This is a genomic window from Moorena sp. SIO4G3 (genome assembly GCF_010692305.1).
Taxonomy (GTDB): domain Bacteria; phylum Cyanobacteriota; class Cyanobacteriia; order Cyanobacteriales; family Coleofasciculaceae; genus Moorena; species Moorena producens_A.
In genome coordinates this window covers 1-21,121 of sequence record NZ_JAAHIG010000050.1, presented here as the reverse complement: position 1 = coordinate 21,121, position 21,121 = coordinate 1, and the positions used below count along the sequence as shown (strand labels likewise).

Genomic DNA, 21,121 nt, shown 5'->3' with positions numbered 1-21,121 from the left:
CTTAGGGAACCCCTGTTCCATGAAATCCATATCTGTCAAGGGATTTTATCTCTTAATATTTACTTTATAAATTAGCTTTAAAGATTGCAAACCTAATAGTATAAAATGATTAAATTAATATTTGTTTATGGCATATTTATTAGGTTATAAAAATAATCTACAGATAAACTAATAAATGGTGATCTGTAGATTATTTTTAATTGGTTTCAGTAATAAAAAGTCTTACGAAATACGTAAGCATTCAGCTATCAGCGTGTCGCGTATCAGCTATCAGTTTATGGGGGGTTGATCAAGCTACACCGAACAGCTTTTGAATAAGCGATGCAGCGCCGACCTGCGGGGGTTTCCCCCACTCGCGCTTGGGATCAAGACAACAGGTAAGCATTCGTTTAATATGAGTTAACTCAAGCGCGTCGTTCGCACAGCGTGGCCAAACGCGCCCCGCGTGGCCAAAGCCTGTGCCACAAAGCTGACGGCACCTCAAGTAGCGTGAGCTAAAAGCTCACGGCTGACGGCTGAATGCTTACTTAATTATTTAAAAGATACCTTCGTGTCGGATTTCATCTACGACCTAAATGCGCGTGGCTTTCATCCTCCCGTCTGTTTTTGGTAAACAACTAAAAACTGAGTTTTATAATAAATCTTCTGTTGATAAAATGTAAGTGAAGTGTGATCTAATATGACCCAAAAAGCCCTGAGGGAACTCGCCTCAATCCTCAATCCCACCGCCGACATTCCCCAAGCCGAAACTCCCCTGTTAATTGCTGTAGGTGCTATCGGCAAAGCCTTGGGGATAACCATTCGTCCTGCTGCTAAATCAGAGAATGCCAATACCCTAGACGCGATCGCACGGGCTTCCGGTTTCCGCACCCGTCGAGTCACCCTCACGGCTAACTGGTGGAAAACAGATTGTGGTCCCCTGCTGGCGTTTACTAAGGAAGAAAACCAACCCGTCGCTCTACTACCGGTCAAAGCCACCAAGTATGAAATCCTTGACCCAGTGGAGTTGACCCGCACCCCCCTCAACCGTCACACTGCCACAACAATTGCTCCGATTGCCTATACCTTTTATCGCCCTTTACCCGATAAAGAGATTACCGTCTGGGATATTCTCCAATTTACCATCAGAGGTCGTGCCCCAGACTTGCTGAAAATCCTGGGAGTGGGAGTGGTTGCAACCTTGTTCGGGATGGTGACACCACAAATTACGGGTATTCTGATCGACTCTGCCATTCCGGACGCTAAACGCCAATTATTAATCGAAATGGGTTTGGGATTGTTAGCCGCTAGCTTTGGGGTGATGATATTCCAATTGGCTCAAAGTTTTGTAATGCTGAGAGTGCAAACCAAAGTCAGTTATGATACTCAAGCCGCCCTTTGGGATAGATTGCTGAAACTCAAACCCGCCTTTTTCCGCCAGTATTCCACAGGGGATTTACACAATCGGGTTTCCGCTGTTAATCAGATTCGTGACCGACTTAGCGGTAGCATTTTGCGAACCCTATTTACCAGTTTATTTTCGTTGCTAAATCTAGGACTATTGATAGTCTACAGTTTTCCTCTGGCATTCGTTGCGATCGCGATCGCTTTAGTAGCAGTAATTATTACTACCCTATCCGGTCTGATTACCAGGCGGAAAATGCGTCCCCTCCAGGAGCTTTCGGGAGAAATATTTGGACTAACAGTGCAGTTAATTGGTGGCATCTCGAAATTACGAGTCGCTGCTGCTGAATCAGAGGCGTTTACTTGCTGGGCGAAAAAATATACTCAGCAGGTAAAACTGATATTAAGTACCCAGTTAGTGGAAGACTTACTAACCGCTTTTAATGTAATGTTACCAGCAGTAAGTTCCATGCTGCTGTTTGGATTTACTGTTGCTTTAATGGCACAGTCGGTAGGGGAAACAGGATTATCTACTGGTACATTTCTGGCATTTAATACTGCCTTCGGTACCTTTATCACCAGTGCCACGCGATTAAGCAACACCCTGATTGATAGTTTAGATATTACTATTTTATGGGAACGTGCCCAACCGATCTTACAAACAAAGCCAGAAGTTGATGCTGATAAGTACCATCCCGGCAGGCTTTCTGGTAAACTTAAATTAGACCAAGTTTGCTTTCGTTACCGCCAGGATAGTCCGTTAGTTTTAGATAATATTACCCTAGACGCGAAAGCCGGAGAATTTATTGCTATTGTTGGTTCCTCGGGGAGTGGTAAATCCACTATCATGCGGTTGCTTTTGGGATTTGAAACCCCAGAAGCGGGAGCAATCTTTTATGATGGCAAAGATTTATCAGGATTAGATATTGCAGCGGTCAGGCGACAGTTAGGGGTAGTGCTGCAAAATGGGCGAATTATGAGTGGTTCAATTTGGGAAAACATTGCTGGAGGGGCAATTGTTAGCCCAGATCAAGCTCGGGAAGCGTTGCAGATGGCGGGATTAGCTGAGGATATTCAAGCCATGCCCATGGGGATACATACTATTATTTCCGAAGGGGGTGGTAATCTTTCTGGAGGACAGCGACAACGGTTATTTATTGCTCGCGCTTTGGTACACAAACCCCAGATTTTGTTGTTTGATGAAGCGACATCTGCCTTGGATAATCGCACTCAGGGAATTGTTACTAACAGTTTAGAACAATTGGGAGTAACTCGTATAGTAATTGCCCATCGTTTGAGTACTATTCGTCATGCTGATAGGATTTATGTATTGCATGGTGGGAAGATAGTACAGCAGGGAAGTTTTGAGGAGTTGGCAGCAGTTGAGGGGTTGTTTGCTGATTTGATGGCGCGACAGATGGTGTGAAGGGAATAGGGAGTAGGGAGTAGGGAGTAGGGAATAGGGAATAGGGAATAGGGAACAGGGAACAGGGAACAGGGAACAGAGAAGAGCGAATAGGGAATAGGGATGCGCTGGATCAAGACAGGGAATCAAGGTCAAAGAAGAGTGTACCTCATAAGTGCGAGAAACGCTATAAGCTTTCTCAATCTGCGAAAGAGGTTTGCTACCAAATGGAAACTATAATCAAACAGGTATAAATTTACTTACAAAGTCAAGTCATCGGTATGCCCACCGTTGACAACCTAGGTCTAAATGCTATAACTAAACGCTATAACTGTGTGGAAGATAAATAATTTGGTCTTGATATTCGCTTTCAAAAGATGCCTCAGCTAGAAAAACCAGCTCATCAAGATTTTCTCCCATACTTAACTTGGTGTTGAGAATAAAGATTCCTGGTATGTGATTCCCTTCTGCAATATAATCAGCTAAGTGGGTCGGCATAGATTTACGATTATTTGTTACCAGCACAAAACCATACTCGTCACACCATTTCAGAATTTGTGGGTCTAACGTTCCTCTTGCAGGAGTATTCGGTTCACCAACAACCCACATCACCAAATCAGGAGAATTCCGGGTCAATTGGATTTTGTAAGCAGGATTGACATTTTCATCCAATAGATATTTGAGAGTCATCAGCTTTTTTCATTACTTTTTGTTCTGCTCTCAACTTCCGCAATCGCAGCGCAGAGGTGGAGGGGTTAAGTTGCTGTGCTTTCAGTTGCTGGTGACTCCACTCTAGCCAGTCAGCAACATATTGGCTGACCATTTCTTTATTGTGTAGATAATAAAGAATAGTAGCGTAGACCTGTTCTAGATTTAGGGATGGATAGGTTTCGGCAATTTCTTCGGGAGTGCGGGCACGATGGATATAATCATAGAGAATAGTTTCTATTCCTATTCTTGTGCCTTTGAGCCGAATATCGTCCACACTCAGGAAGTCAAAATAGTCTTCTAGTTGCATTAATTTTATTAGCTGATTAGCTCATTATAATTCATAATTTTATCATCCCTTGATGATGTTGGGGTAAACGATTGCTAAAACCCAAAAACAAAACCTCCAGCAAGAGCTACATAGGAAGTAAGCTCAATGCTGGGGGTTTAAACAGCAACCCCATCCCCCGAGAGGGATGGTTGTTGATCAATTTATCGAGGCGAATCGAACGCCATGGTATGGGTCAAAAGGCAAATGACCAACAGAAACGGTCTGTCTTAAAAGAGCAGGACTTACGCAAGTGCCCCCTAAATCCCCCAAATTTGGATCTCCCAAATTTGGGGGACTTTGACATCATTACCCCCCAGAATTGGGGGGCAGGGGGGCAAAACCAACTAAATTTCGTAAGTCCTAAAGAGTATAGATTTCCTTGAATAGCTGCTATTTGTTTTAGTTTTCGCCACCTATTTTTTTTTGCTTTTGTTCTTTTTACCAAAAAATCCTAATAATATACCTCCTGAAACATTGTCCAATTCAGACAATGAGACCAATGAGAGTGTGGACTCATCTTGGGAGTGTGAACTACTCTCCGGACTCCCTTGAGAAGAAGAGATTACTTGCTTTTGGGTTTGCGCGCTTTGGTTGTTCTTCATGTTTTATCCATTGTATTGTTTGATAGACTATTATTCTGGCTAACTTGTTCCAAAGATCAGGCCATTTTGGCATGAATTTGAGTTGATTACGGGTGCTATTGTCAAGGAAGTCAGCCCGTCCCCTTCGGAGATTTAGCCTTTCTGATACTTATCAGCTACACAAGATTTTTTCCCGATTCCCGATTCCCGATTCCCGATTCCCGATTCCCTCCTCCCCGATAATGACTCAGCAAAAACCCCCTATCTTCCGTCAGCAAGCCCTAAACCGATTATCTGACCCAGAACAGTTAGATCGGTTAATGCCAGTGGTTAGTCCCGTCGATTGGCTACCTTTGGGAGGATTAGCTATATTCGGCCTGATCGGGGTACTTTGGAGCATAGTTGGGACTATTCCGATCACAGTCACGGGTAAGGGAGTGCTGATTAATCCCCGTCGGGTGGTACAGTTACAATCTCCGATATCGGGACAGTTGGAATCCTTAAGGATTCGCACCGGTCAATGTGTAAAAAAAGACGATATCCTGGGAATCATTAACCCCTCTGATCTAAAACAGCAGTTACAACAAGAACGGGATAAACTGGCTCAGTTAAAACAACAAATAGCAAAAACTACGTTACTCCGACAACAACGCACCGAGCTAGAAACAACAGCAATTACCGCTGAACGCACCAGCTTACAACAACGGTTACGAGATACTGAAACCTTGACTCCCCGCCTCCAAGATCAAGGATTAACTAGCATCTTGAGCCAGCGCCGTAGCCTCCAACAACAGCTCAAAGATGCGGAAGAATTAACCCCGATACTACAACAGCGACTGGCCAAGCAACGGGACTTACAACAACAAGGAGCAATTTCCTCGGAACGGGTTTTACAAGCAGAACAAGACTATCGAGAAATCCGTCAAACTATCTCCGAGATTCAAGCCCAGTTGCAACAGTTGCAGGTACAGGAAACGGAACTACAACAGAACTATTTAGAAAATACCAATACTATTACTCAAATTAAGGCGGAATTGGAAACCTTAGACACCCGTAGTAAACAACTAGAACAGGATAATCTGGAAGCTACTAATACTGAGAATAATCAAATTCAGGAAATACAGCAAGCCATCGCCCGATTACAAAAAGAAGTTGCAGATAACAGTATTATTAAAAGTCTCCACACCGGATGTATTCTAGAAATAACGGCTACTGTCGGGGAATATCTCAACCCCGGAAATGCCCTGGGAACCCTACAAACACCAGGTAAAGCCAGTGACATGATGAGCGTAACCTATTTTGCTGTGGAGGATGGCAAGAAAATTCAACCGGGAATGGGGATTTTAATTACACCGGATACAGTAAAACGGACAAGATATGGGGGAATTGTGGGGAAAATTACCGAAGTTTCTCCCTTTTCCGTGACCTCAGCAGGGGCGAGTTCTGTGATCGGAAATCCCGAAGTAGTACAAAAATTAATGGGTGAAGAAGGAGGTAAAATCGAAGCGATCGCTAAATTACAACTTGACTCAAAAACCCCCAGTGGTTATCAATGGTCATCTTCCCTTGGACCCCAGTTGGAAATTTCCCCAGGAACCACAACAACGGTTAGGGTGACAGTAGAAGAGCGTAAGCCGATTACTTGGGTTTTACCTATTTTGAGAGAGTGGAGTGGGATAGGGTTTGTATCTAGGTTGTAAATACACTTATTGCCGGAAAAGGCAAGAGGCAATAGGCAATAGGCAATAGGCAATAGGCAATAGGCAAAAGGCAAAAGGCAAGAGTTGCGTAGGGTGCGTTAGGGACGGGCGAGCCCTGATTTTCCGCCCCTTCGCCCCATAGACAGCCCGTCCCGTAACGCACCACCCACGGGCGAGCCCTGATTTTCCGCCCCTTCGCCCCATAGACAGCCAGTAGGGTGCGTTAGGGACGGGCGAGCCCTGATTTTCCACCCCTTCGCACCATAGACAGCCCGTCCGGTAACGCACCACCCACAGGCGAGCCCTGATTTTCCGCCCCTTCGCCCCATAGACAGCCCGTCCCGTAACGCACCACCCATCCGAGTAGTTTTTGGTATTATGATAAACCGATACAGCCCGGCCAAAAATTCCTATATATTTGTGCTAGTTTTGGACATATAGAAATGCGTTATATTATAATCCAACATTAGCTTTTAAACCAGGAGAGAGCAATGCTTCAAAGTTATGAAGCCATTATCGAAAATGGTCAAATTCAATGGTTAACAGATGCACCAAAAGTTTCCAAAGCTCGTGTAATTGTGACGATTCTTTCGGATAGTGAACCAAACGTATTGCGCCGGACTCCCTCAGCTGCCATTGCCGGTAAAGGTAGAACGTTGGGGGATTTGGTCACTTCCGTCCTTGAGGAAGAGGATTGAGAATGTCTGAAGTAATCATCCTTGATAGATAGCTTATTTTCTGGCGTTGCTGATTCTGGGTATGGTTTTGCCCCCCTAACCCCCCAATTCTGGGGGGAATAAGACGTTCAAAGTCCCCCGAGCGAGGGATTGCTCGCTCGGGGGATTTAGGGGGCTTTAACAAAACCAGATGATTGCGCATTCATTCCTTAATTCAGCAACGCCTATTTTCTCAGTATTCGGAACTCGATACATATTTGATGAAGAAGACGCCCTGATTGACTGACAAAATTCTAGCAAAGGAAACAGGGAACAGGGAACAGGGAACAAATCTTGTGTACCTCATTAGGCTATACACCGCTATATAATAAAAAAAGTATAAACTTTCACAAAGTGATCGCTATGCCTACCTTAAATATAACAATTGAGCAAGTAATTATGTTAGTACAGCAATTACCTTTAGAGGGAAAGAAAGCTGTATTTAAGGTACTCCAGAAGGAATTAATGAATCAAGAAAATCCTTGGCTCAAATTAGCGGTAAAATATCAAGACGATCCACAATTTGAGGAAATGTTAGCTTACATTGAAGCTGAATGCTCACATAATGCTAAATAATAAAATTTCCACACTACTCCCGACTCCAAACTCCCGATTCCCGATTCCCGATTCCCGATTCCCGATTCCCTTTTTTTTACAAATATGAGATGCACCCTATTGATTAGGAAACCAATGCTTATCCAGTAACTGCTCAAACGAATAAGGACATTGTTCAGGTAGAGCAGTAAGCTGAGTTTTTTTCTGGACAATCAATAAAGCATTTTGATAAATTTTGGGTAATTCATCCCCTAAGTAATTGCGAAGATTAGTGGTAAGTTTATCCTCTAGTTGCACCCGAAAGGTAATAATCTCCCCTGCCCAGTGATTCCTATTTCGCTCCATCTCGGATTCCCAATATTGGTACAGCATTAGATGAATGATTATCTGCAATAGTAAACTTTTGACAGCATTTCTTTCACTGCGTCCCAATGCTTCTAGTTCCTCGATTAAGTTTTCATAATCTAACCCTTCCAATTGACCAGTTTTCAGGAGCCTAACTGTTTCAGTTAACCACTGATCGTACTCCGTTTCATAAAGTTCTTTTAAGTCAGGTATTTGAGATTTCATAAGGCAAGAGGCAAGAGGCAATAGGCAATAGGTAAGAGGCAATAGGTAAGAGGTAAAAAATCCTGTCTACCTAATAGCTATGACAAACCCTTTATTAATTTTATCATCCCTTTGAGATGATGATGTTGTGATACAGGGTTACTGAACCACAAGTATTGCATTCCCGATTCCCGATTCCCGATTCCCGATTCCCGATTCCCGATTCCCGATTCCCGATTCCCGATTCTAACTTCCCAATTCTAAATTCTTAATTCTAAATTCTTAATTCTTAATTCTTAATTCCCTAAAAAAATAGCCGTAGAAATACTATCCACGGCTATTTCAATGACCTATGTCAGTGAATTTCCAAACCAATCCGGATATGATCCGATGGGATTGGCCAAGGGGGGGAAACCCCCCCATAAATTTAGCGATGCAGCGCGGTCTTGGGGGTTTCCCCCATGAGCGACTGCATCAAGACAAGGTGTTATGGCAACAACAAGTACTTGGTCATGATAGTAATGAATTCCCCTGGAACCTCCGTGGGCTGCAGAGGACTCCACTCGGAAATCTCTGCATAGCGCAGACCATAAAGGGCGTACATAGTGTTGAGTACTGCTTTACGAGAACCCTTTAAGATGTGCTTAACCGGTTGTTTGTTGGAGTTTGGAGTAAATTCTGACATAGGTCAAACATTCAATTTGTTTACATTGATTATTGTAATGATTATAATTTTAATTGTCAAGGGTTTTTAAAAGTTTTTTGTGGGGAGTTTTAGGGGTAGTAAAAAAATGCTAACGCATAACTTTAGCGTTAGCATAATTGGTATTTATAAGCATCGATTGACAGATAAATTTACTTAAAAATAGCGTTTATATGTATTTTTTAAAACATACCTATTGCCTCTTGCCTGTTTCCTTTAAATTAAAGTAGTACTATAATAGTTTAAGAACTATTGAAGATCAGTTGATGGCAATGCCTGAGAATACATCTGATGCCCAACTTGACTTTCTCTTAGATGTACTACAAGCAACTAGAGACAGTAATGGTGACGCCCAGATAGTTTACCCATTACTGGCAGACAATACAGACAAAATTCATCCTAGATTAGCAGAACTATTTCGGGATTGGGCAACAACTAAGCTGGCTGAAGTTAAACCAAATGAAGCGGAAAATATAGCAGCAGTTATTGTTGACTTCAGCAATCTAATTCAGCAATTCCCCTTGGGTGAAAAAGCCAGCAATAGTTCAATTGCCATCACTGGCTATGACGTGGCACTAACTGTTATCACCCGTAAAGCTTTTCCCGAATATTGGGCAACGACTCAACACAATCTCGGTATTGCTTATCATAACAGAATCACAGGTCCGAAAGCACAAAACCTAGAAAATGCCATCGCTTGCTACCAATTGGCAAAAGCAGTTTACACCCGTGAAGCTTTTCCCGAACAATGGGCAATGACTCAAAACAATCTCGGTAATGCTTACTCTGAAAGAATCACAGGGCAGAAGGCACAAAACCTAGAAAAAGCGTTCGCGTAGCGTGACCTACGGTCAATCGCTTGCTACCAATTGGCTTTAGAAGTACGCACCCGTAAAGCTTTTCCCGAACAATGGGCAACGACTCAACACAATCTCGGTAGTGCTTACCGTAACCGAATCACAGGTCAGAAAACACAAAACCTAGAAGATGCCATCGCTTGCTACCAATTGGCTTTAGAAGTACGCACCCATCAAGCTTTTCCTATTGATTGGGCAATGACTCAAAACAATCTCGGTATTGCTTACCGTAACCGAATCACAGGAGCGAAAGCACAAAACCTCGAAGATGCCATCGCTTGCTACCAATTGGCAAAAGCAGTTTACACCCGTGAAGCTTTTCCCGAACAATGGGCAATGACTCAAAACAATCTCGGTATTGCTTACTATGACAGAATCACAGGTCCGAAAGGACAAAACCTAGAAAATGCCATCGCTTGCTACCAATTGGCAAAAGCAGTTTACACCCGTGAAGCTTTTCCCGAACAATGGGCAATGACTCAATTCAATCTCGGTCGTGCTTACGCTAAGAGAATAACAGGGCAGAAGGCACAAAACCTAGAAAATGCCATCGCTTGCTACCAATTGGCAAAAGCAGTTTACACCCGTGATGCTTTTCCTGTTGATTGGGCATCGACTCAAAAAAATCTCGGTCTTGCTTACCGTAAACGAATCAAAGGTCAGAAAAGACAGAATATTGAAAAAGCGTTCGCGTAGCGTGACCTACGGTCAATCGCTTGCTACCAATTGGTTTTAGAAGTACGCACCCGTGAAGCTTTTCCCGAACAATGGGCATTGACTCAATTCAATCTCGGTATTACTTACCGTAACCGAATCAAAGGTCAGAAAAGACAGAATCTTGAAGAAGCGTTCGCGTAGCGTGACCTACGGTCAATCGCTTGCTACCAATTGGCTTTAGAAGTATACTCCCGTCAAGCATTTCCCGAAAAATGGGCATCGACTCAAAATAATCTCGGTAATGCTTACTATGAAAGAATCAAAGGTGAGAAAGCACAGAATATTGAAGATGCGTTCGCGTAGCGTGACCTACGGTCAATCGCTTGTTACCAACAGGCTCTTATAGTTTATACCTTTGAGGATTTTCCTGAAGATTGGGCAATGACACAAAATAATCTCGGTATTGCTTACCGTAAGCGAATCAAAGGTGAAAAAGCACAGAATATTGAACTTGCCAACGCTTATTTCCAAGAAGCTCTTAAAATTAGAACCTTTGAGTAAGTAGGGTGGACAAAAACCCTTTGGTTATTTTAACAACTCTAGATAATATCATTTTGCCCACCCTACGAACTGTTCCCTGTTCCCGTCTTGATGCAAAGCGCGAGTGGGGGAAACCCCCAAGACCGTAATGGTGCGTTTTCCGTAGGCGAATTAAATTCGCCACGGGTCGCACCTCTGCATCGCTATTCCCTGTTTCCTAAAATCCCTAAATTGTATACCTCACCTAATTAAAAACCGCAATATATTATTTTATAATAGGATGATTACCAGCCAGCCATAGGGCAATTGCCATCGGGGGCATCTCATTGTTACGGTTTTATCCGGTGGTGCGTTATTTTATTAACTTGTGTAACGTTGCCAAAAGTCTCCCTGTTCCCTGTTCTCTCTTCCCTGTTCCCTGTTCCCTGTTCCCTGTTCCCTGTTCCCTGTTCCCTAAAACCAGGAACTCTGTACCTCACCAAATTGAAAACCACTAGACACATCACCCCCCATGAGCTTAATCAAAAAAATCTACAATAAATTTCAACCATTTTATCCCTTACCAGCCAACGATCCAGCTTATGTAAACTGTAGTGAAGTCAGGGGAGATGACAATATTTTCCGGGAAATTGGTAAAACTATCCTCTTTTCAGACCAAGCGACTTGTCAACTTTATACTGGACATCGGGGTGTGGGGAAATCAACCGAGTTATTGCGTCTGGAAGATTATTTACAGAAGAATGGCTGCTTTGTGGTTTATTTTCCAGCAACGGAAGGGGATATTGATGAAATCGATGCTCAATATACAGATATTCTGTTAGCTTGTACTCGTAATATTTTAGAGAAACTTAAAGATTATGCTGCTCCAAATCCGTTATTAAATTGGTTAGAGTCTCGGTGGACTGAATTAAAGGATTTGGCGTTATCCGAGGTGGAATTTGAAAAATTAACGGTTGAAGCTCAAATTCAGATTTTTAGTAAATTGACTACAACCTTAAGACGAAATCCTAGTAGCCGTGAAACCATTAGAAAACAGGTTGATAATTATAGTGTATCTTTAATTGAAGCGTTAAATGAATTTATTGAAGATGCTCAACATAGATTACCTAACGACCAATCCAACATTGTTGTGATAGCAGATAACTTAGATAGAATCATCCCCCTGGAAAAAGGGAATGACAGAACAAGTCACGAAGAAATATTTCTTGACTATAGCAGTCAATTAACAGCGTTGAATTGTCACGTAGTTTATACAGTGCCAATTTCCTTAGCCTATTCCAGTCAAGCGACTGAATTAAGAAATATTTATGCTACTCCTCAAGTGTTACCAATGATTATGGTAAAAAACCGTGACAACAAACCCTATTCACAAGGATTAGATAAATTAAAAGAAGTTATTGAAAAAAGGATTCACTTAGTTGACCCTACGATTGATATTGATACACAAATCTTTGATAGTCAAGACAGTCGCATTGAGTTGTGCTCTATGACTGGTGGTCATGTGCGAGAGTTGATGCTATTAATGCAGTCAGTCATGCGTTATATTGATGATTTCCCGATTACTACAAGAATAGTGAGGCGGGCGGTTAGTGATGCCAGAGATAGCACCTATCGTAATGCGGTTAGTTCTGAAGAATGGCAAAAATTAGCTGAAGTTTCTCTTTCCAAGTCTATCCCTAATGATGAATACTATCGTAGTTTGCTATTCCGTCGTTGTGTGTTGGAATATCGAGAGTTTGATGGAGAGGGTAATCCTGTACGTTGGTATGATGTTCACCCTTTAATTGAAGGGACATCTGAATTTAAATCTGCTCTTCGTGATTTAACTAATAGTGAGCATTCAGCAGTCAGCGGTCAGCCGTGAGCCATTCCCGTAGCCTGGGTGGCACAGGCTTCGACGCTGTGATCTAGCCCATTAACTGATAGCTGATAACTGTTCGCGTAGCGTGTGCGTAGCACATAAGCTGATAACTGATAGCTGATAGCTGATAAATGAGTACAATGTCGAGATTAAATTCACAAAAATTTAGATCAGATGAACAAGAATCTTATCTGAGGTTAAAACGCGATTTATCTTGGCGTGAAGGCTTTGGGATTTTATTTGTGCGGTGTACTCCTATACAAGAAAAAAGAATTATTGAAGAAATTAAACAAGATATTAACGATAAAACCGTTGATGTTTTAAAGCTAGACCATTCTATTTATAATTTATATGATCTGATTGAGGAAAAGGTTAACGACAATCCCATTGATATTTTAGTGATTAGTGGCCTTGAAAAGTCTTTAGCCTTAGACGATTATATTAAACGTACCCTTGAAAATCCTAAAAAATCCTATCAAAGAGAGGCTTTAGCTACCTTATTAGGTCATCTCAATTGGCAACGGGAAAGATTTAGAGATGATTTTAATTGTTGCTTAGTGTTTACAGTAAGGAAATATACATTAAAGTATTTAGTTCGTCGTGCTCCTGATTTTTTTGATTGGCGTTCTGGAGTAATCGAGTTTCCTGTCGATAGAGATATTGATTTGCTTCAATATTATACTCCCTTTCAAGCTGATATTGAACAGGAAAAACTACAGGACGTATCTCAAGATATAGTTGATAGTAGTGACGAGTATTATGATTTGTTGAAAAAGCTACTATTACTAGAGTATGAAAATGATGGTGATTTACAAGCTATTCATGATGTTATTGAATCTAATACTGATAAATTAAATAGCTCTTTTGCAAAAATTTTAGAACAGTGGCTCCTTAAGACTTGTGCTTACCTAAAACCTGAAGAACAAGAAGCGATTGCCGGAATAGTAGAAAGTCTTTGTATTGATATTTATGAATTTCCAGGAAGAAGAGCAAATGCTACAGAAATAGCCATTACTGGATTAGAAACTGTTTTACAATTACGTCCCCGGGAAACTCTATCCCAAGAATGGGCGCGAACTCAATATATTCTTGGTACTGTTTATATAAATCGTATTGTTGGCAACAAAGCTGAGAATTTAGAAAAAGCTATCGCTTGTTTCAAAGAAGCTCTTAGAGTCAGAACCTTTGAGGCTTTTCCTAAAGATTGGGCAAGGACACAATCTAATCTCGGTAATGCTTACATTTACCGGATCAAAGGTGAAAAAGCACAGAATATAGAAGATGCCATCGCTTGTTTCCTAAAGGCTCTTAGAGTTTATACCTTTGATGCTTTTCCTAAAAATTGGGCAGGGACACAAAATAATCTCGGTATTGCTTACAAGAACCGCATCAAAGGTGAGAAAGCACAGAATATAGAAGTTGCCATCGCTTGTTACCAAGAAGCTCTTAGAGTCAGAACCTTTGAGGCATTTCCTGAAGATTGGGCAATCACACAAAATAATCTCGGTATTGCTTACCGTAAGCGAATCAAAGGTGAGAAAGCACAGAATATAGAACATGCCATCGCTTGTTTCAAAGAAGCTCTTAGAGTCAGAACCTTTGAGGCTTTTCCTGAAGATTGGGCAATCACACAAAATCATCTCGGTATTGCTTACTATGAAAGAATCAAAGGTGAGAAAGCACAGAATATAGAAGATGCCATCGCTTGTTACCAACAGGCTCTTACAGTCAGAACCTTTGAGGCATTTCCTGAAGATTGGGCAATGACACAAAATAATCTCGGTATTGCTTACGGTAACCGAATCAAAGGTGAGAAAGCACAGAATATTGAAGATGCGATCGCTTGTTACCAACAGGCTCTAACAGTTAGAACCTTTGAGGCTTTTCCTGAAGATTGGGCAATGACACAAAATAATCTCGGTATTGCTTACCGTAAGCGAATCAAAGGTAAGAAATAACGGAATATTAAACTTGGTATCGCTTGTTACGAATAAGCTCTGAAAGTTTATACTTTTGAAGCTTTTCCCCTAACTTGGCTCAACGTCAACGGATTGAATTTTTTTTTTAAAACTATATACATAATATTAATAATAGTATCCAAACTGAAGAAGCTTGTAGGGTGGAAAAAAAACCGTTGATTCTTTTTAAGCATTCAGCGGTCAGCGGTCAGCGATCAGCCGAATGCTGATAGCAGATAGCACCTCAAGTAGCGCATAAACTGTTCGCGTAGCGTGGGCGTAGCGCTTAAGCTGATAACTGAAAGCTGATCGCTGAATAGTTATGTTGAAATTGTGGATTATCACTAATGACTACAAAACTTCCCCCTATTACTCCCGGTGAAATTCTTTTAGAAGAATTTATCAAACCATTCGGCATCAGCCAGAATCAACTGGCTGAGGATATCCATATACCCTTAACACAGATCAATGCCATTGTAAACGGCAAAAAAACCATTACTACCGATACAGCCCTGAGGCTATCCAGATACTTCGGTACTACTCCCCACTTTTGGTTGAACCTCCAACAACATTATGAGCTTGAACTAGCCGAAGCAACCCTAGCTGATCAGATTTTGAAAACGATCAAACCCCTTGCATCTATTGCGGCAAATGACAATGAAGGGTAAGCAAATTATAGGGCTGCGCCCAGGGAACAGGGAACAGGGAACAGGGAACAGTGATAAGATTGGACTATAGCGTTTATTGCATTTATGAGGTACGCTTCTGAGCCTCAAAGTCCCCCTTATTAAGGGGGATTTAGGGGTATCCCTTTGTACCTGATGTGAGATAAAATTGCTATATTTCAGTACTTAAATTGATTGTTAGTACTACCGTTATTGATTTTTGTTGTACTGGTGAAAGTATCAGTATAGTTCTTCAAAAGTCCCCCTTATTAAGCTATCCATTAGGCAAAAGTAGTCGAAACGGTGATAGAGACTAGGATGTAGAAGCAAGTTGTGAACCTTCAAACAAATGGTAGAAGGTCGTTTGCCCTCGCCAGAGAGTTTTCAGGCCAGGTTCACCATCTCCACTACGAGCCAAAAATCCACCCAAGCGCGCAATCGCTCATCAGAGCTTGATGAAGAGTAGGAGGTTTTTTCGAGCGGTTTTTGGGTTGAAATTTACGTCGCAAGAGTTTCCATTCCGCTGGAGAGAAAACAACTTGGCAAGAAGCATTCGGATTAAGTCGAGCGAGATTACGTCAACCACATTAGTCGCCAAGCAACAATGTTATAAGTAGCCAATGCTTTGAGTAAACGCTCTCGGGTTTGGAGTTGAAGTTTTTCGCGCGCGTCAACCACTTTTTAGCGGTTTTGTGAAAGCGTTCTATAAGCCATCGATAGCTATACCACCGTACACATTGCCAAGCTTGTTGGAAGTCATCAATGGGTAGAGTAGTGAGCAACAACCAACGAATAGGTTGACTACCATCAGCCGGTTTCTCCGTTTCTTCTACCAGTAGTACGTTAATTTCCACTGGATGGAGATTGTGAGGTTTGGGGTGATTTTGAGGTACTTCCAGTGTGACTCTCATCCCTCGGATTTGCAATGTTGCTTGACGAGCTCGACGTTTGGGATTACGCTCCAAGTTAATGGTCATTGTACCTAAAATTGACCCTTGTTCAATCATCGGTAACAGATATCCCATCTCCTCTTTCACTCTGCGGTTATACTCTCCTCTAATCAGTAATTCGCTATTGGCAGAGCGCTTTTGGGCAAATAACTCAAAGATATCAGCCTCACGATCTGCAACATGTATAAGCTGGATTTTTTCGGCTAGTCCTTCTTCGGCTCCTTTAGCTGTCTGTAACCATCGATAGCTTTCTTTTTCTTGAATTGGTTTTTTCTTGCGTTCTTTTTTCTTTCCACTCCTTTGCTTTCTTGTCCAACTCTGCTGATGTAGCATTCCCAATGGTTCTCCTTTGCTACTTACTGCTATACAGCTATGAACTTTGATTCCTTGTTGAGGAGTCTGATTGATATATCCCAAATCTTTGGTTGCTTCATGTGTTGTATACTCCAAGTCGGTCGTATCCTGTATAGCCAGTACTACTCCTGCTTCTACACACCTCCTGACTACACCTTCCCTGTGTGAAGCCAATATTTGTGTTTTTTTCACTTTCTCATTTGACCAAAATCTGTAGATACTTTGGCTTTTGTTCGCATTACCACTCGCTTTCGGTACTGTTTCTCCTGGATGTTCGCGCTTTGAGCAACAGTGTCTTTCTCAATCTTTTGGCATGGCGTATGTCCTGAAAAATTTGGGATTTATTTCCTGGCTTATCCAATCCTTCATTTGTTCTTCTTCATCCCCTGATTGACTTTTCCTCTGATACTCTCACAACCAATGCCTTGCTGTCCACAAAGTGCGAACACGATTGTTAAGTTGATACTACAACTGGGAAAGATTGGGCGGCACAGCGGAGGTTGAAGCGCTCCCTACGGTATCAAGCCACGCCAGTACAGTGTTTGGGTGGGGAGCAGCTTCAACCCGCCCAATAAGCGCGAAGCGTTTCCCAGTGGCGATAGCTATGATTTGGCCTAGCCTCTCATTGAGTTGGCAATCGCACTCTTGGGAGACCCCTATTCGTCTAGCGATCGCACTTCTTATTTTGCGATCGCACTTCTTATTTTGCGATCGCACTTCTTATTTTGTGATCGCAGTCTTGGGAAACCCCTATTCGTCTAATAATGGCTCTCACCACTCCTCTCCCAATCCTTGCCTAAATCCTAGTCTCTATCACCGTTTCGACTACTTTTGCCTAATGGATAGCTTATTAAGGGGGATTTAGGGGGATCATAATCAGGAATTAACAAAGCGGAAATGCTCCCTTTATGCGGGTGCATCTCACTTTTACTGTTTAACTCGGTGGTGCGTTACGGGGCGGACTATCTCAACCCTGGCTACCGTAAAAATTAGGTCAAGTCCGCCCCTAACGCACCCTACGCACTGTTTAACCCGGTGGTGCGTTACGGGGCGGACTATCTCAACCCTGGCTACCGTAAAAATTAGGTCAAGTCCGCCCCTAACGCACCCTACGCACTCCCGATTCCCGATTCCCGATTCCCGATTCCCGATTCCCTACTCCCTACTCCCTAATCATCAATAACCGCACTCCGGTCAAGCAACACCAAATCCCGCAATTGTTCCGTATTCATTTCTGTCAACCAATCTTCTCCAGCATCCACGGTTTGTTCTGCTAACTGTTTCTTACTTTCAATAATGTCATTAATCTTTTCCTCCACAGTGCCAGTACAGATAAACTTATGGACTTGAACATTGCGTTTTTGACCAATCCGAAAGACGCGGTCAGTGGCTTGATTTTCCACCGCTGGATTCCACCAGCGGTCTACATGAAACACATGATTAGCTCTCGTTAAATTCAATCCCGTGCCACCGGCTTTCAGAGACAGAATAAATATCGATGGACCATCGGGGTCATTCTGGAAGCGATCAATCATTTCCTCCCGTTGTTTCTTACGAGTTGCGCCATAGAGGAATAAAACTTCCTTGCCGAATTTTTCCTCTAAATAGGGTTTCAGCAATTTACCCCATTCCGAAAATTGGGTAAAAATTAAGCCACGGTCTCCCTCAGAAATCGCTTCTTCTAACATTTCTTCCAACCGTCGTAACTTACCCGACTGCTGGCTAGACATCAAGGAATTATCTCCCGTTTTCCCCTTAGTCTTTTTCCCTTTACTGTCCAACAGAGCGGGATGATTACATAATTGCTTGAGTCTCAACAACAAGGTCAAAATCATGCCCTTGCGCTTAATCCCCTCAGCTTCTTCAATTTGTGCTAAAGAATCATCCACCAACTGTTGATAAACCGTAGCTTGGGCTGCGGAAAGACCACAAAAAACATTCATTTCCTGCTTTTCGGGCAAATCTTGAATAATAGACTTATCGGTTTTGAGGCGACGGAGGATAAAGGGTTGCACTAGCGATCGCATGGTCTGCAAGGAATCCCGGTCGCCAAACTTCTCAATGGGTACAGCAAATCGACGTTGGAAGAATTGGCGGTCGCCTAAATACCCAGGATTGAGAAAATCGATAATTGACCACAATTCCGACAACCGATTTTCCACGGGAGTACCGGTTAAGGCAATCCGAAAGCTAGTGGAAAGTTGCTTCACCGCTTGGGATTGCTTAGCGCTAGGATTCTTAATATTCTGAGCTTCATCCAGCACCACCCCCTGCCATTCCACCCCATCCAGGGTAGTGGCATCCCGATGTACTAAGGAATAACTGGTAATGATCACCTGCTTAGTCTTAACTGCCTTAGCAAAGGCTTTCCCTTTGGAGCGTTTATCCCCGTGATGGACAATAGTTTTCAGGGATGGCGCAAATTTCTTTACTTCCCGTTCCCAGTTTCCTAGCACAGAGGTGGGACATACCACTAAGCAAGGCCCATTCAGCGTACCTTCTTCCTGAAGATGCAACAGAAACGCAATCAGTTGTGCCGTCTTACCAAGGCCCATATCATCCGCCAGACAAGCACCCAAACCCCAACGTTCCAGAAACGCCAGCCAGCCCATCCCTCTTGCTTGATAGGGTCGCAATTGCCCCTGAAAACTAGCGGGTTGAGGAATCGGCTTCAGGGATTGATTCCCCTGTAAGTTAGTAATTAACTCTTGCAAGGCTCCCGATGCTTCAAACTTGACTACCGGTAGTTTTGCCAAGGTATTATTATCACCAGTAGTGATCCGCAAAGCATCCTCTACCGACAGAGTCATGTTATCTGTCGAACCCTTAAACATCTCTTGAGCTGCACGGACATCGGACGGTTGTAACGCCATCCATTCCCCATCCACCTCCACTAGGGGAGATTTCAGTGCCATCAAGCGATTAAACTCCCGCTTCGAGATGGTTTTATCTCCAATCGCCAGTTGCCACTTAAACTTCAGTAAGCTTTGGAGTCCTAACCGTTGATTCTTCTTTTGTGGTGGCACTTCCGCCACAAGACTAATCCCCAAGCGTTTGGCTCCCGTGCCTGGTTTCAATCCTGGGGGTAGCACAATACCCAAGCCATTGTTTTGCAACCGCCATGCACTTGCCCTAATGAACTCATACACATCTACTATGGTTAGCTCACAAAACTCAGGACGGGATTGGTGTAGGCTAGGTTCAATGGGAGGATAGAGTCGAGTCGCTAATCCTAACCCTTTTAGGAAGGTTTCCTGAGGTTGTTCAATAGTTCGCTGGTTAATCTCCAATCGCTCTCCGGAGTAATTCCAGATCGTCTCAGCATCCACCACCAGGTCTGGGTCATCAACCGCTTGTAAGCCATAGGCCAAGCACCAACTCTCTTGGTCAGAGGTAGGAGGCTTCAGGATAAAACAAGTACGAAACAGATTTTGCCTCAACCTCTTGGACGTCGGTGTCACTAAATTCTGTTGCACCGGAGTGTTCCAAGTCGAGAGGGCTGCGGCTAATCGACCTAGGGTTGTTGACTCTAGGGCTAGGGTTTCTGAATTATCTGAATTAGAAGAAAGCGATCGCAACCATTCCACCATCGGTGAATCTACTACTGGCACCGACTCACCCTTGACAAAATCCCGCACCTGTGTATTAACCACACTACTCAAGAATCCCAGTAGCAATTCCTGAGCCTTAACCAAATCGGTTGCAGGTTGAAGGGTGAACTCTGGAGAACTAACCTGTTGTGGATAAGCACAGCAAGCCGAGGGCATGAACTTGATATAGGTTTCTAGACGGACTTGATCGGTAGTACTATCAAGCAGAGGTTGCCAGCAAGCCCTTACCTTACCATCAGGCAATCGGTACACTCCTGGTAAAAACTTACCCCGACTCAGCAGATCCAAGCTCCAGCGCATCACCTGAGACCAAAAACGCAACTCCCCTCCCAGGTAGCCGTCTGAGACTTCAAAGGAGCCCAGGGGTAAAGCTTGGAGAAATCTTACCGCTGCCATCGGTTCCAGACTTACCCCTTGCACTTGCCATGGTTGCAATTCCCACTGGCCACCCTCTGGACTATCGTCTGGACTATCGTCTGCACTATCTAAAAACACTTTGCTAGACAGCACTGGATAACCTGGCTCACCTTTGGATGATGCTTCAGTAGGTAACAGAACAATTTGAGACTGCCAGGGATGGTGATCCTGTTTAGCGCCACGCTTACGACTACCTGAACGAGCCTGCTCAGACACCTCTAAAAATTGACCGATGGACAGACGATGAGACTCTAAAAAAGACGTCAATTCTTCCTCAGTCATGGCAAACGGGTGACATGACATCTCATTGGCAGTAGTTAATATCTGCGCCTTCGTGCGCCAGGTTTCTCCCCAAATAAATAGATGACCATTAGTTTCCCTAGATATCCAACTGCCATGTAACGTTGCCATAATAATTTTTGTGTCTTTTTCTGTTATCTAGTCCAGGTTTTGTCGATCAAATTTGCTGAATTTATCCCTTAGGATTAACAGCTATCATATCTGATTAATAGATTTTATAACAAAGGGAGTAGGGAGTAGGGAGTAGGGAGTAGGGAGTAGGGAGTAGGGAGTAGGGAGTAGGGAGTAGGGAGTAGGGAGTAGGGAGTAGGGAGTAGGGA

General features: G+C 43.0%; 23 protein-coding genes. 14 read left to right on the top strand and 9 right to left on the bottom strand.

Annotated elements, in window-relative coordinates; translation table 11 throughout:
• Nucleotides 1-679: 679 nt before the first annotated feature.
• Nucleotides 680-2,809: an NHLP bacteriocin export ABC transporter permease/ATPase subunit gene (locus F6J99_RS12215; protein ID WP_293113147.1), complete on the top strand. Its 2,130-nt coding sequence runs from the start codon at nucleotides 680-682 to the stop codon at nucleotides 2,807-2,809.
• Between the two features lie 297 nt (nucleotides 2,810-3,106).
• Here F6J99_RS12215 and F6J99_RS12210 read toward each other — a convergent pair whose 3' ends face one another.
• Entirely contained in the window at nucleotides 3,107-3,478 is a 372-nt protein-coding gene (locus F6J99_RS12210; protein WP_070394356.1) for a DUF5615 family PIN-like protein, read from the bottom strand.
• Complete coding sequence (locus F6J99_RS12205) at nucleotides 3,453-3,806, bottom strand: DUF433 domain-containing protein (protein WP_070394355.1); 354 nt, start codon at nucleotides 3,804-3,806, stop codon at nucleotides 3,453-3,455. Before F6J99_RS12205 ends, F6J99_RS12210 begins: the two co-directional genes overlap by 26 nt.
• A gap of 721 nt (nucleotides 3,807-4,527) precedes the next feature.
• Here F6J99_RS12205 and F6J99_RS12200 point away from each other — a divergent pair.
• Nucleotides 4,528-6,108: an NHLP bacteriocin system secretion protein gene (locus F6J99_RS12200; protein ID WP_293113146.1), complete on the top strand. Its 1,581-nt coding sequence runs from the start codon at nucleotides 4,528-4,530 to the stop codon at nucleotides 6,106-6,108.
• A gap of 6 nt (nucleotides 6,109-6,114) precedes the next feature.
• On the opposite strand, the gene F6J99_RS12195 is transcribed toward F6J99_RS12200, so the two are convergent.
• Entirely contained in the window at nucleotides 6,115-6,312 is a 198-nt protein-coding gene (locus F6J99_RS12195) for a hypothetical protein (protein WP_293113145.1), read from the bottom strand.
• Between the two features lie 287 nt (nucleotides 6,313-6,599).
• On the opposite strand from F6J99_RS12195, the gene F6J99_RS12190 reads away from it, so the two are divergent.
• A complete protein-coding gene (locus F6J99_RS12190) occupies nucleotides 6,600-6,806 on the top strand; it encodes a hypothetical protein (protein ID WP_293113144.1) in 207 nt (68 codons plus the stop codon).
• Nucleotides 6,807-7,187: 381 nt separating this feature from the next.
• Entirely contained in the window at nucleotides 7,188-7,400 is a 213-nt protein-coding gene (locus tag F6J99_RS12185) for a hypothetical protein (RefSeq protein ID WP_293113143.1), read from the top strand.
• A 96-nt stretch (nucleotides 7,401-7,496) separates the two neighbouring features.
• Here F6J99_RS12185 and F6J99_RS12180 read toward each other — a convergent pair whose 3' ends face one another.
• Both F6J99_RS12180 and F6J99_RS12175 read right to left on the bottom strand, forming a co-directional pair.
• Complete coding sequence (locus F6J99_RS12180) at nucleotides 7,497-7,949, bottom strand: DUF29 domain-containing protein (protein ID WP_293113142.1); 453 nt, start codon at nucleotides 7,947-7,949, stop codon at nucleotides 7,497-7,499.
• A gap of 466 nt (nucleotides 7,950-8,415) precedes the next feature.
• The gene (locus F6J99_RS12175; RefSeq protein ID WP_070394349.1) at nucleotides 8,416-8,613 is read right to left on the bottom strand and encodes a hypothetical protein; all 198 of its coding nucleotides are present in this window, start codon (nucleotides 8,611-8,613) and stop codon (nucleotides 8,416-8,418) included.
• 284 nt (nucleotides 8,614-8,897) lie between these two features.
• Between F6J99_RS12175 and F6J99_RS12170 the strand changes: the two genes are divergently transcribed.
• The 8 genes from F6J99_RS12170 (at nucleotide 8,898) to F6J99_RS12135 (ending at nucleotide 14,504) form a co-directional block, all read left to right on the top strand.
• Nucleotides 8,898-9,470 (top strand): tetratricopeptide repeat protein, encoded by a 573-nt coding sequence (locus F6J99_RS12170; RefSeq protein WP_293113141.1) that lies wholly within the window; start codon nucleotides 8,898-8,900, stop codon nucleotides 9,468-9,470.
• A gap of 30 nt (nucleotides 9,471-9,500) precedes the next feature.
• Nucleotides 9,501-10,184: a tetratricopeptide repeat protein gene (locus F6J99_RS12165; RefSeq protein WP_293113140.1), complete on the top strand. Its 684-nt coding sequence runs from the start codon at nucleotides 9,501-9,503 to the stop codon at nucleotides 10,182-10,184.
• Between the two features lie 30 nt (nucleotides 10,185-10,214).
• Nucleotides 10,215-10,346 (top strand): hypothetical protein, encoded by a 132-nt coding sequence (locus F6J99_RS12160; protein ID WP_293113139.1) that lies wholly within the window; start codon nucleotides 10,215-10,217, stop codon nucleotides 10,344-10,346.
• Nucleotides 10,347-10,376: 30 nt separating this feature from the next.
• A complete protein-coding gene (locus F6J99_RS12155; protein ID WP_293113138.1) occupies nucleotides 10,377-10,508 on the top strand; it encodes a tetratricopeptide repeat protein in 132 nt (43 codons plus the stop codon).
• A gap of 78 nt (nucleotides 10,509-10,586) precedes the next feature.
• Complete coding sequence (locus F6J99_RS12150) at nucleotides 10,587-10,706, top strand: tetratricopeptide repeat protein (protein ID WP_293113137.1); 120 nt, start codon at nucleotides 10,587-10,589, stop codon at nucleotides 10,704-10,706.
• Nucleotides 10,707-11,060: 354 nt separating this feature from the next.
• Nucleotides 11,061-11,225, top strand: coding sequence for a hypothetical protein (locus F6J99_RS12145; RefSeq protein WP_293113136.1), 165 nt, complete (start codon nucleotides 11,061-11,063; stop codon nucleotides 11,223-11,225).
• Nucleotides 11,197-12,549 (top strand): ATP-binding protein, encoded by a 1,353-nt coding sequence (locus tag F6J99_RS12140; RefSeq protein WP_293113135.1) that lies wholly within the window; start codon nucleotides 11,197-11,199, stop codon nucleotides 12,547-12,549. The genes F6J99_RS12145 and F6J99_RS12140 overlap by 29 nt, the downstream gene beginning before the upstream one ends.
• Before the next feature lie 137 nt (nucleotides 12,550-12,686).
• A complete protein-coding gene (locus F6J99_RS12135) occupies nucleotides 12,687-14,504 on the top strand; it encodes a tetratricopeptide repeat protein (protein WP_293113134.1) in 1,818 nt (605 codons plus the stop codon).
• A gap of 201 nt (nucleotides 14,505-14,705) precedes the next feature.
• Here F6J99_RS12135 and F6J99_RS12130 read toward each other — a convergent pair whose 3' ends face one another.
• A complete protein-coding gene (locus tag F6J99_RS12130) occupies nucleotides 14,706-14,849 on the bottom strand; it encodes a hypothetical protein (protein ID WP_293113133.1) in 144 nt (47 codons plus the stop codon).
• 2 nt (nucleotides 14,850-14,851) lie between these two features.
• On the opposite strand from F6J99_RS12130, the gene F6J99_RS12125 reads away from it, so the two are divergent.
• Complete coding sequence (locus F6J99_RS12125; protein ID WP_293113132.1) at nucleotides 14,852-15,172, top strand: HigA family addiction module antitoxin; 321 nt, start codon at nucleotides 14,852-14,854, stop codon at nucleotides 15,170-15,172.
• Between the two features lie 310 nt (nucleotides 15,173-15,482).
• On the opposite strand, the gene F6J99_RS45550 is transcribed toward F6J99_RS12125, so the two are convergent.
• Both F6J99_RS45550 and F6J99_RS12120 read right to left on the bottom strand, forming a co-directional pair.
• Nucleotides 15,483-15,599: an IS4 family transposase gene (locus F6J99_RS45550; RefSeq protein ID WP_365973162.1), complete on the bottom strand. Its 117-nt coding sequence runs from the start codon at nucleotides 15,597-15,599 to the stop codon at nucleotides 15,483-15,485.
• Between the two features lie 157 nt (nucleotides 15,600-15,756).
• Complete coding sequence (locus F6J99_RS12120) at nucleotides 15,757-16,692, bottom strand: IS4 family transposase (RefSeq protein ID WP_293113162.1); 936 nt, start codon at nucleotides 16,690-16,692, stop codon at nucleotides 15,757-15,759.
• Between the two features lie 262 nt (nucleotides 16,693-16,954).
• On the opposite strand from F6J99_RS12120, the gene F6J99_RS12115 reads away from it, so the two are divergent.
• Nucleotides 16,955-17,338: a hypothetical protein gene (locus F6J99_RS12115; RefSeq protein ID WP_293113131.1), complete on the top strand. Its 384-nt coding sequence runs from the start codon at nucleotides 16,955-16,957 to the stop codon at nucleotides 17,336-17,338.
• 304 nt (nucleotides 17,339-17,642) lie between these two features.
• Here the strand turns inward: F6J99_RS12115 and F6J99_RS12110 are convergent, their stop codons facing one another.
• Nucleotides 17,643-20,912, bottom strand: a complete 3,270-nt coding sequence (locus F6J99_RS12110) for a DEAD/DEAH box helicase (RefSeq protein WP_293113130.1) — start codon at nucleotides 20,910-20,912, stop codon at nucleotides 17,643-17,645.
• Nucleotides 20,913-21,121: the final 209 nt, after the last annotated feature.

Excerpts from the sequence above, each read along its gene's own strand:
- F6J99_RS12150 (WP_293113137.1), top strand. The coding sequence starts at position 10,587 with ATGACACAAAATAATCTCGGTATTGCTTACCGTAAGCGAATCAAAGGT.
- F6J99_RS12170 (WP_293113141.1), top strand. The coding sequence starts at position 8,898 with ATGGCAATGCCTGAGAATACATCTGATGCCCAACTTGACTTTCTCTTA.
- F6J99_RS12215 (WP_293113147.1), top strand. The coding sequence starts at position 680 with ATGACCCAAAAAGCCCTGAGGGAACTCGCCTCAATCCTCAATCCCACC.
- F6J99_RS12185 (WP_293113143.1), top strand. The coding sequence starts at position 7,188 with ATGCCTACCTTAAATATAACAATTGAGCAAGTAATTATGTTAGTACAG.
- F6J99_RS12110 (WP_293113130.1), bottom strand. The coding sequence starts at position 20,912 with ATGGCAACGTTACATGGCAGTTGGATATCTAGGGAAACTAATGGTCAT.
- F6J99_RS12125 (WP_293113132.1), top strand. The coding sequence starts at position 14,852 with ATGACTACAAAACTTCCCCCTATTACTCCCGGTGAAATTCTTTTAGAA.
- F6J99_RS12180 (WP_293113142.1), bottom strand. The coding sequence starts at position 7,949 with ATGAAATCTCAAATACCTGACTTAAAAGAACTTTATGAAACGGAGTAC.
- F6J99_RS12175 (WP_070394349.1), bottom strand. The coding sequence starts at position 8,613 with ATGTCAGAATTTACTCCAAACTCCAACAAACAACCGGTTAAGCACATC.
- F6J99_RS12135 (WP_293113134.1), top strand. The coding sequence starts at position 12,687 with ATGTCGAGATTAAATTCACAAAAATTTAGATCAGATGAACAAGAATCT.
- F6J99_RS12140 (WP_293113135.1), top strand. The coding sequence starts at position 11,197 with ATGAGCTTAATCAAAAAAATCTACAATAAATTTCAACCATTTTATCCC.
- F6J99_RS12205 (WP_070394355.1), bottom strand. The coding sequence starts at position 3,806 with ATGCAACTAGAAGACTATTTTGACTTCCTGAGTGTGGACGATATTCGG.
- F6J99_RS12195 (WP_293113145.1), bottom strand. The coding sequence starts at position 6,312 with ATGGGGCGAAGGGGCGGAAAATCAGGGCTCGCCCGTGGGTGGTGCGTT.
- F6J99_RS12210 (WP_070394356.1), bottom strand. The coding sequence starts at position 3,478 with ATGACTCTCAAATATCTATTGGATGAAAATGTCAATCCTGCTTACAAA.
- F6J99_RS12190 (WP_293113144.1), top strand. The coding sequence starts at position 6,600 with ATGCTTCAAAGTTATGAAGCCATTATCGAAAATGGTCAAATTCAATGG.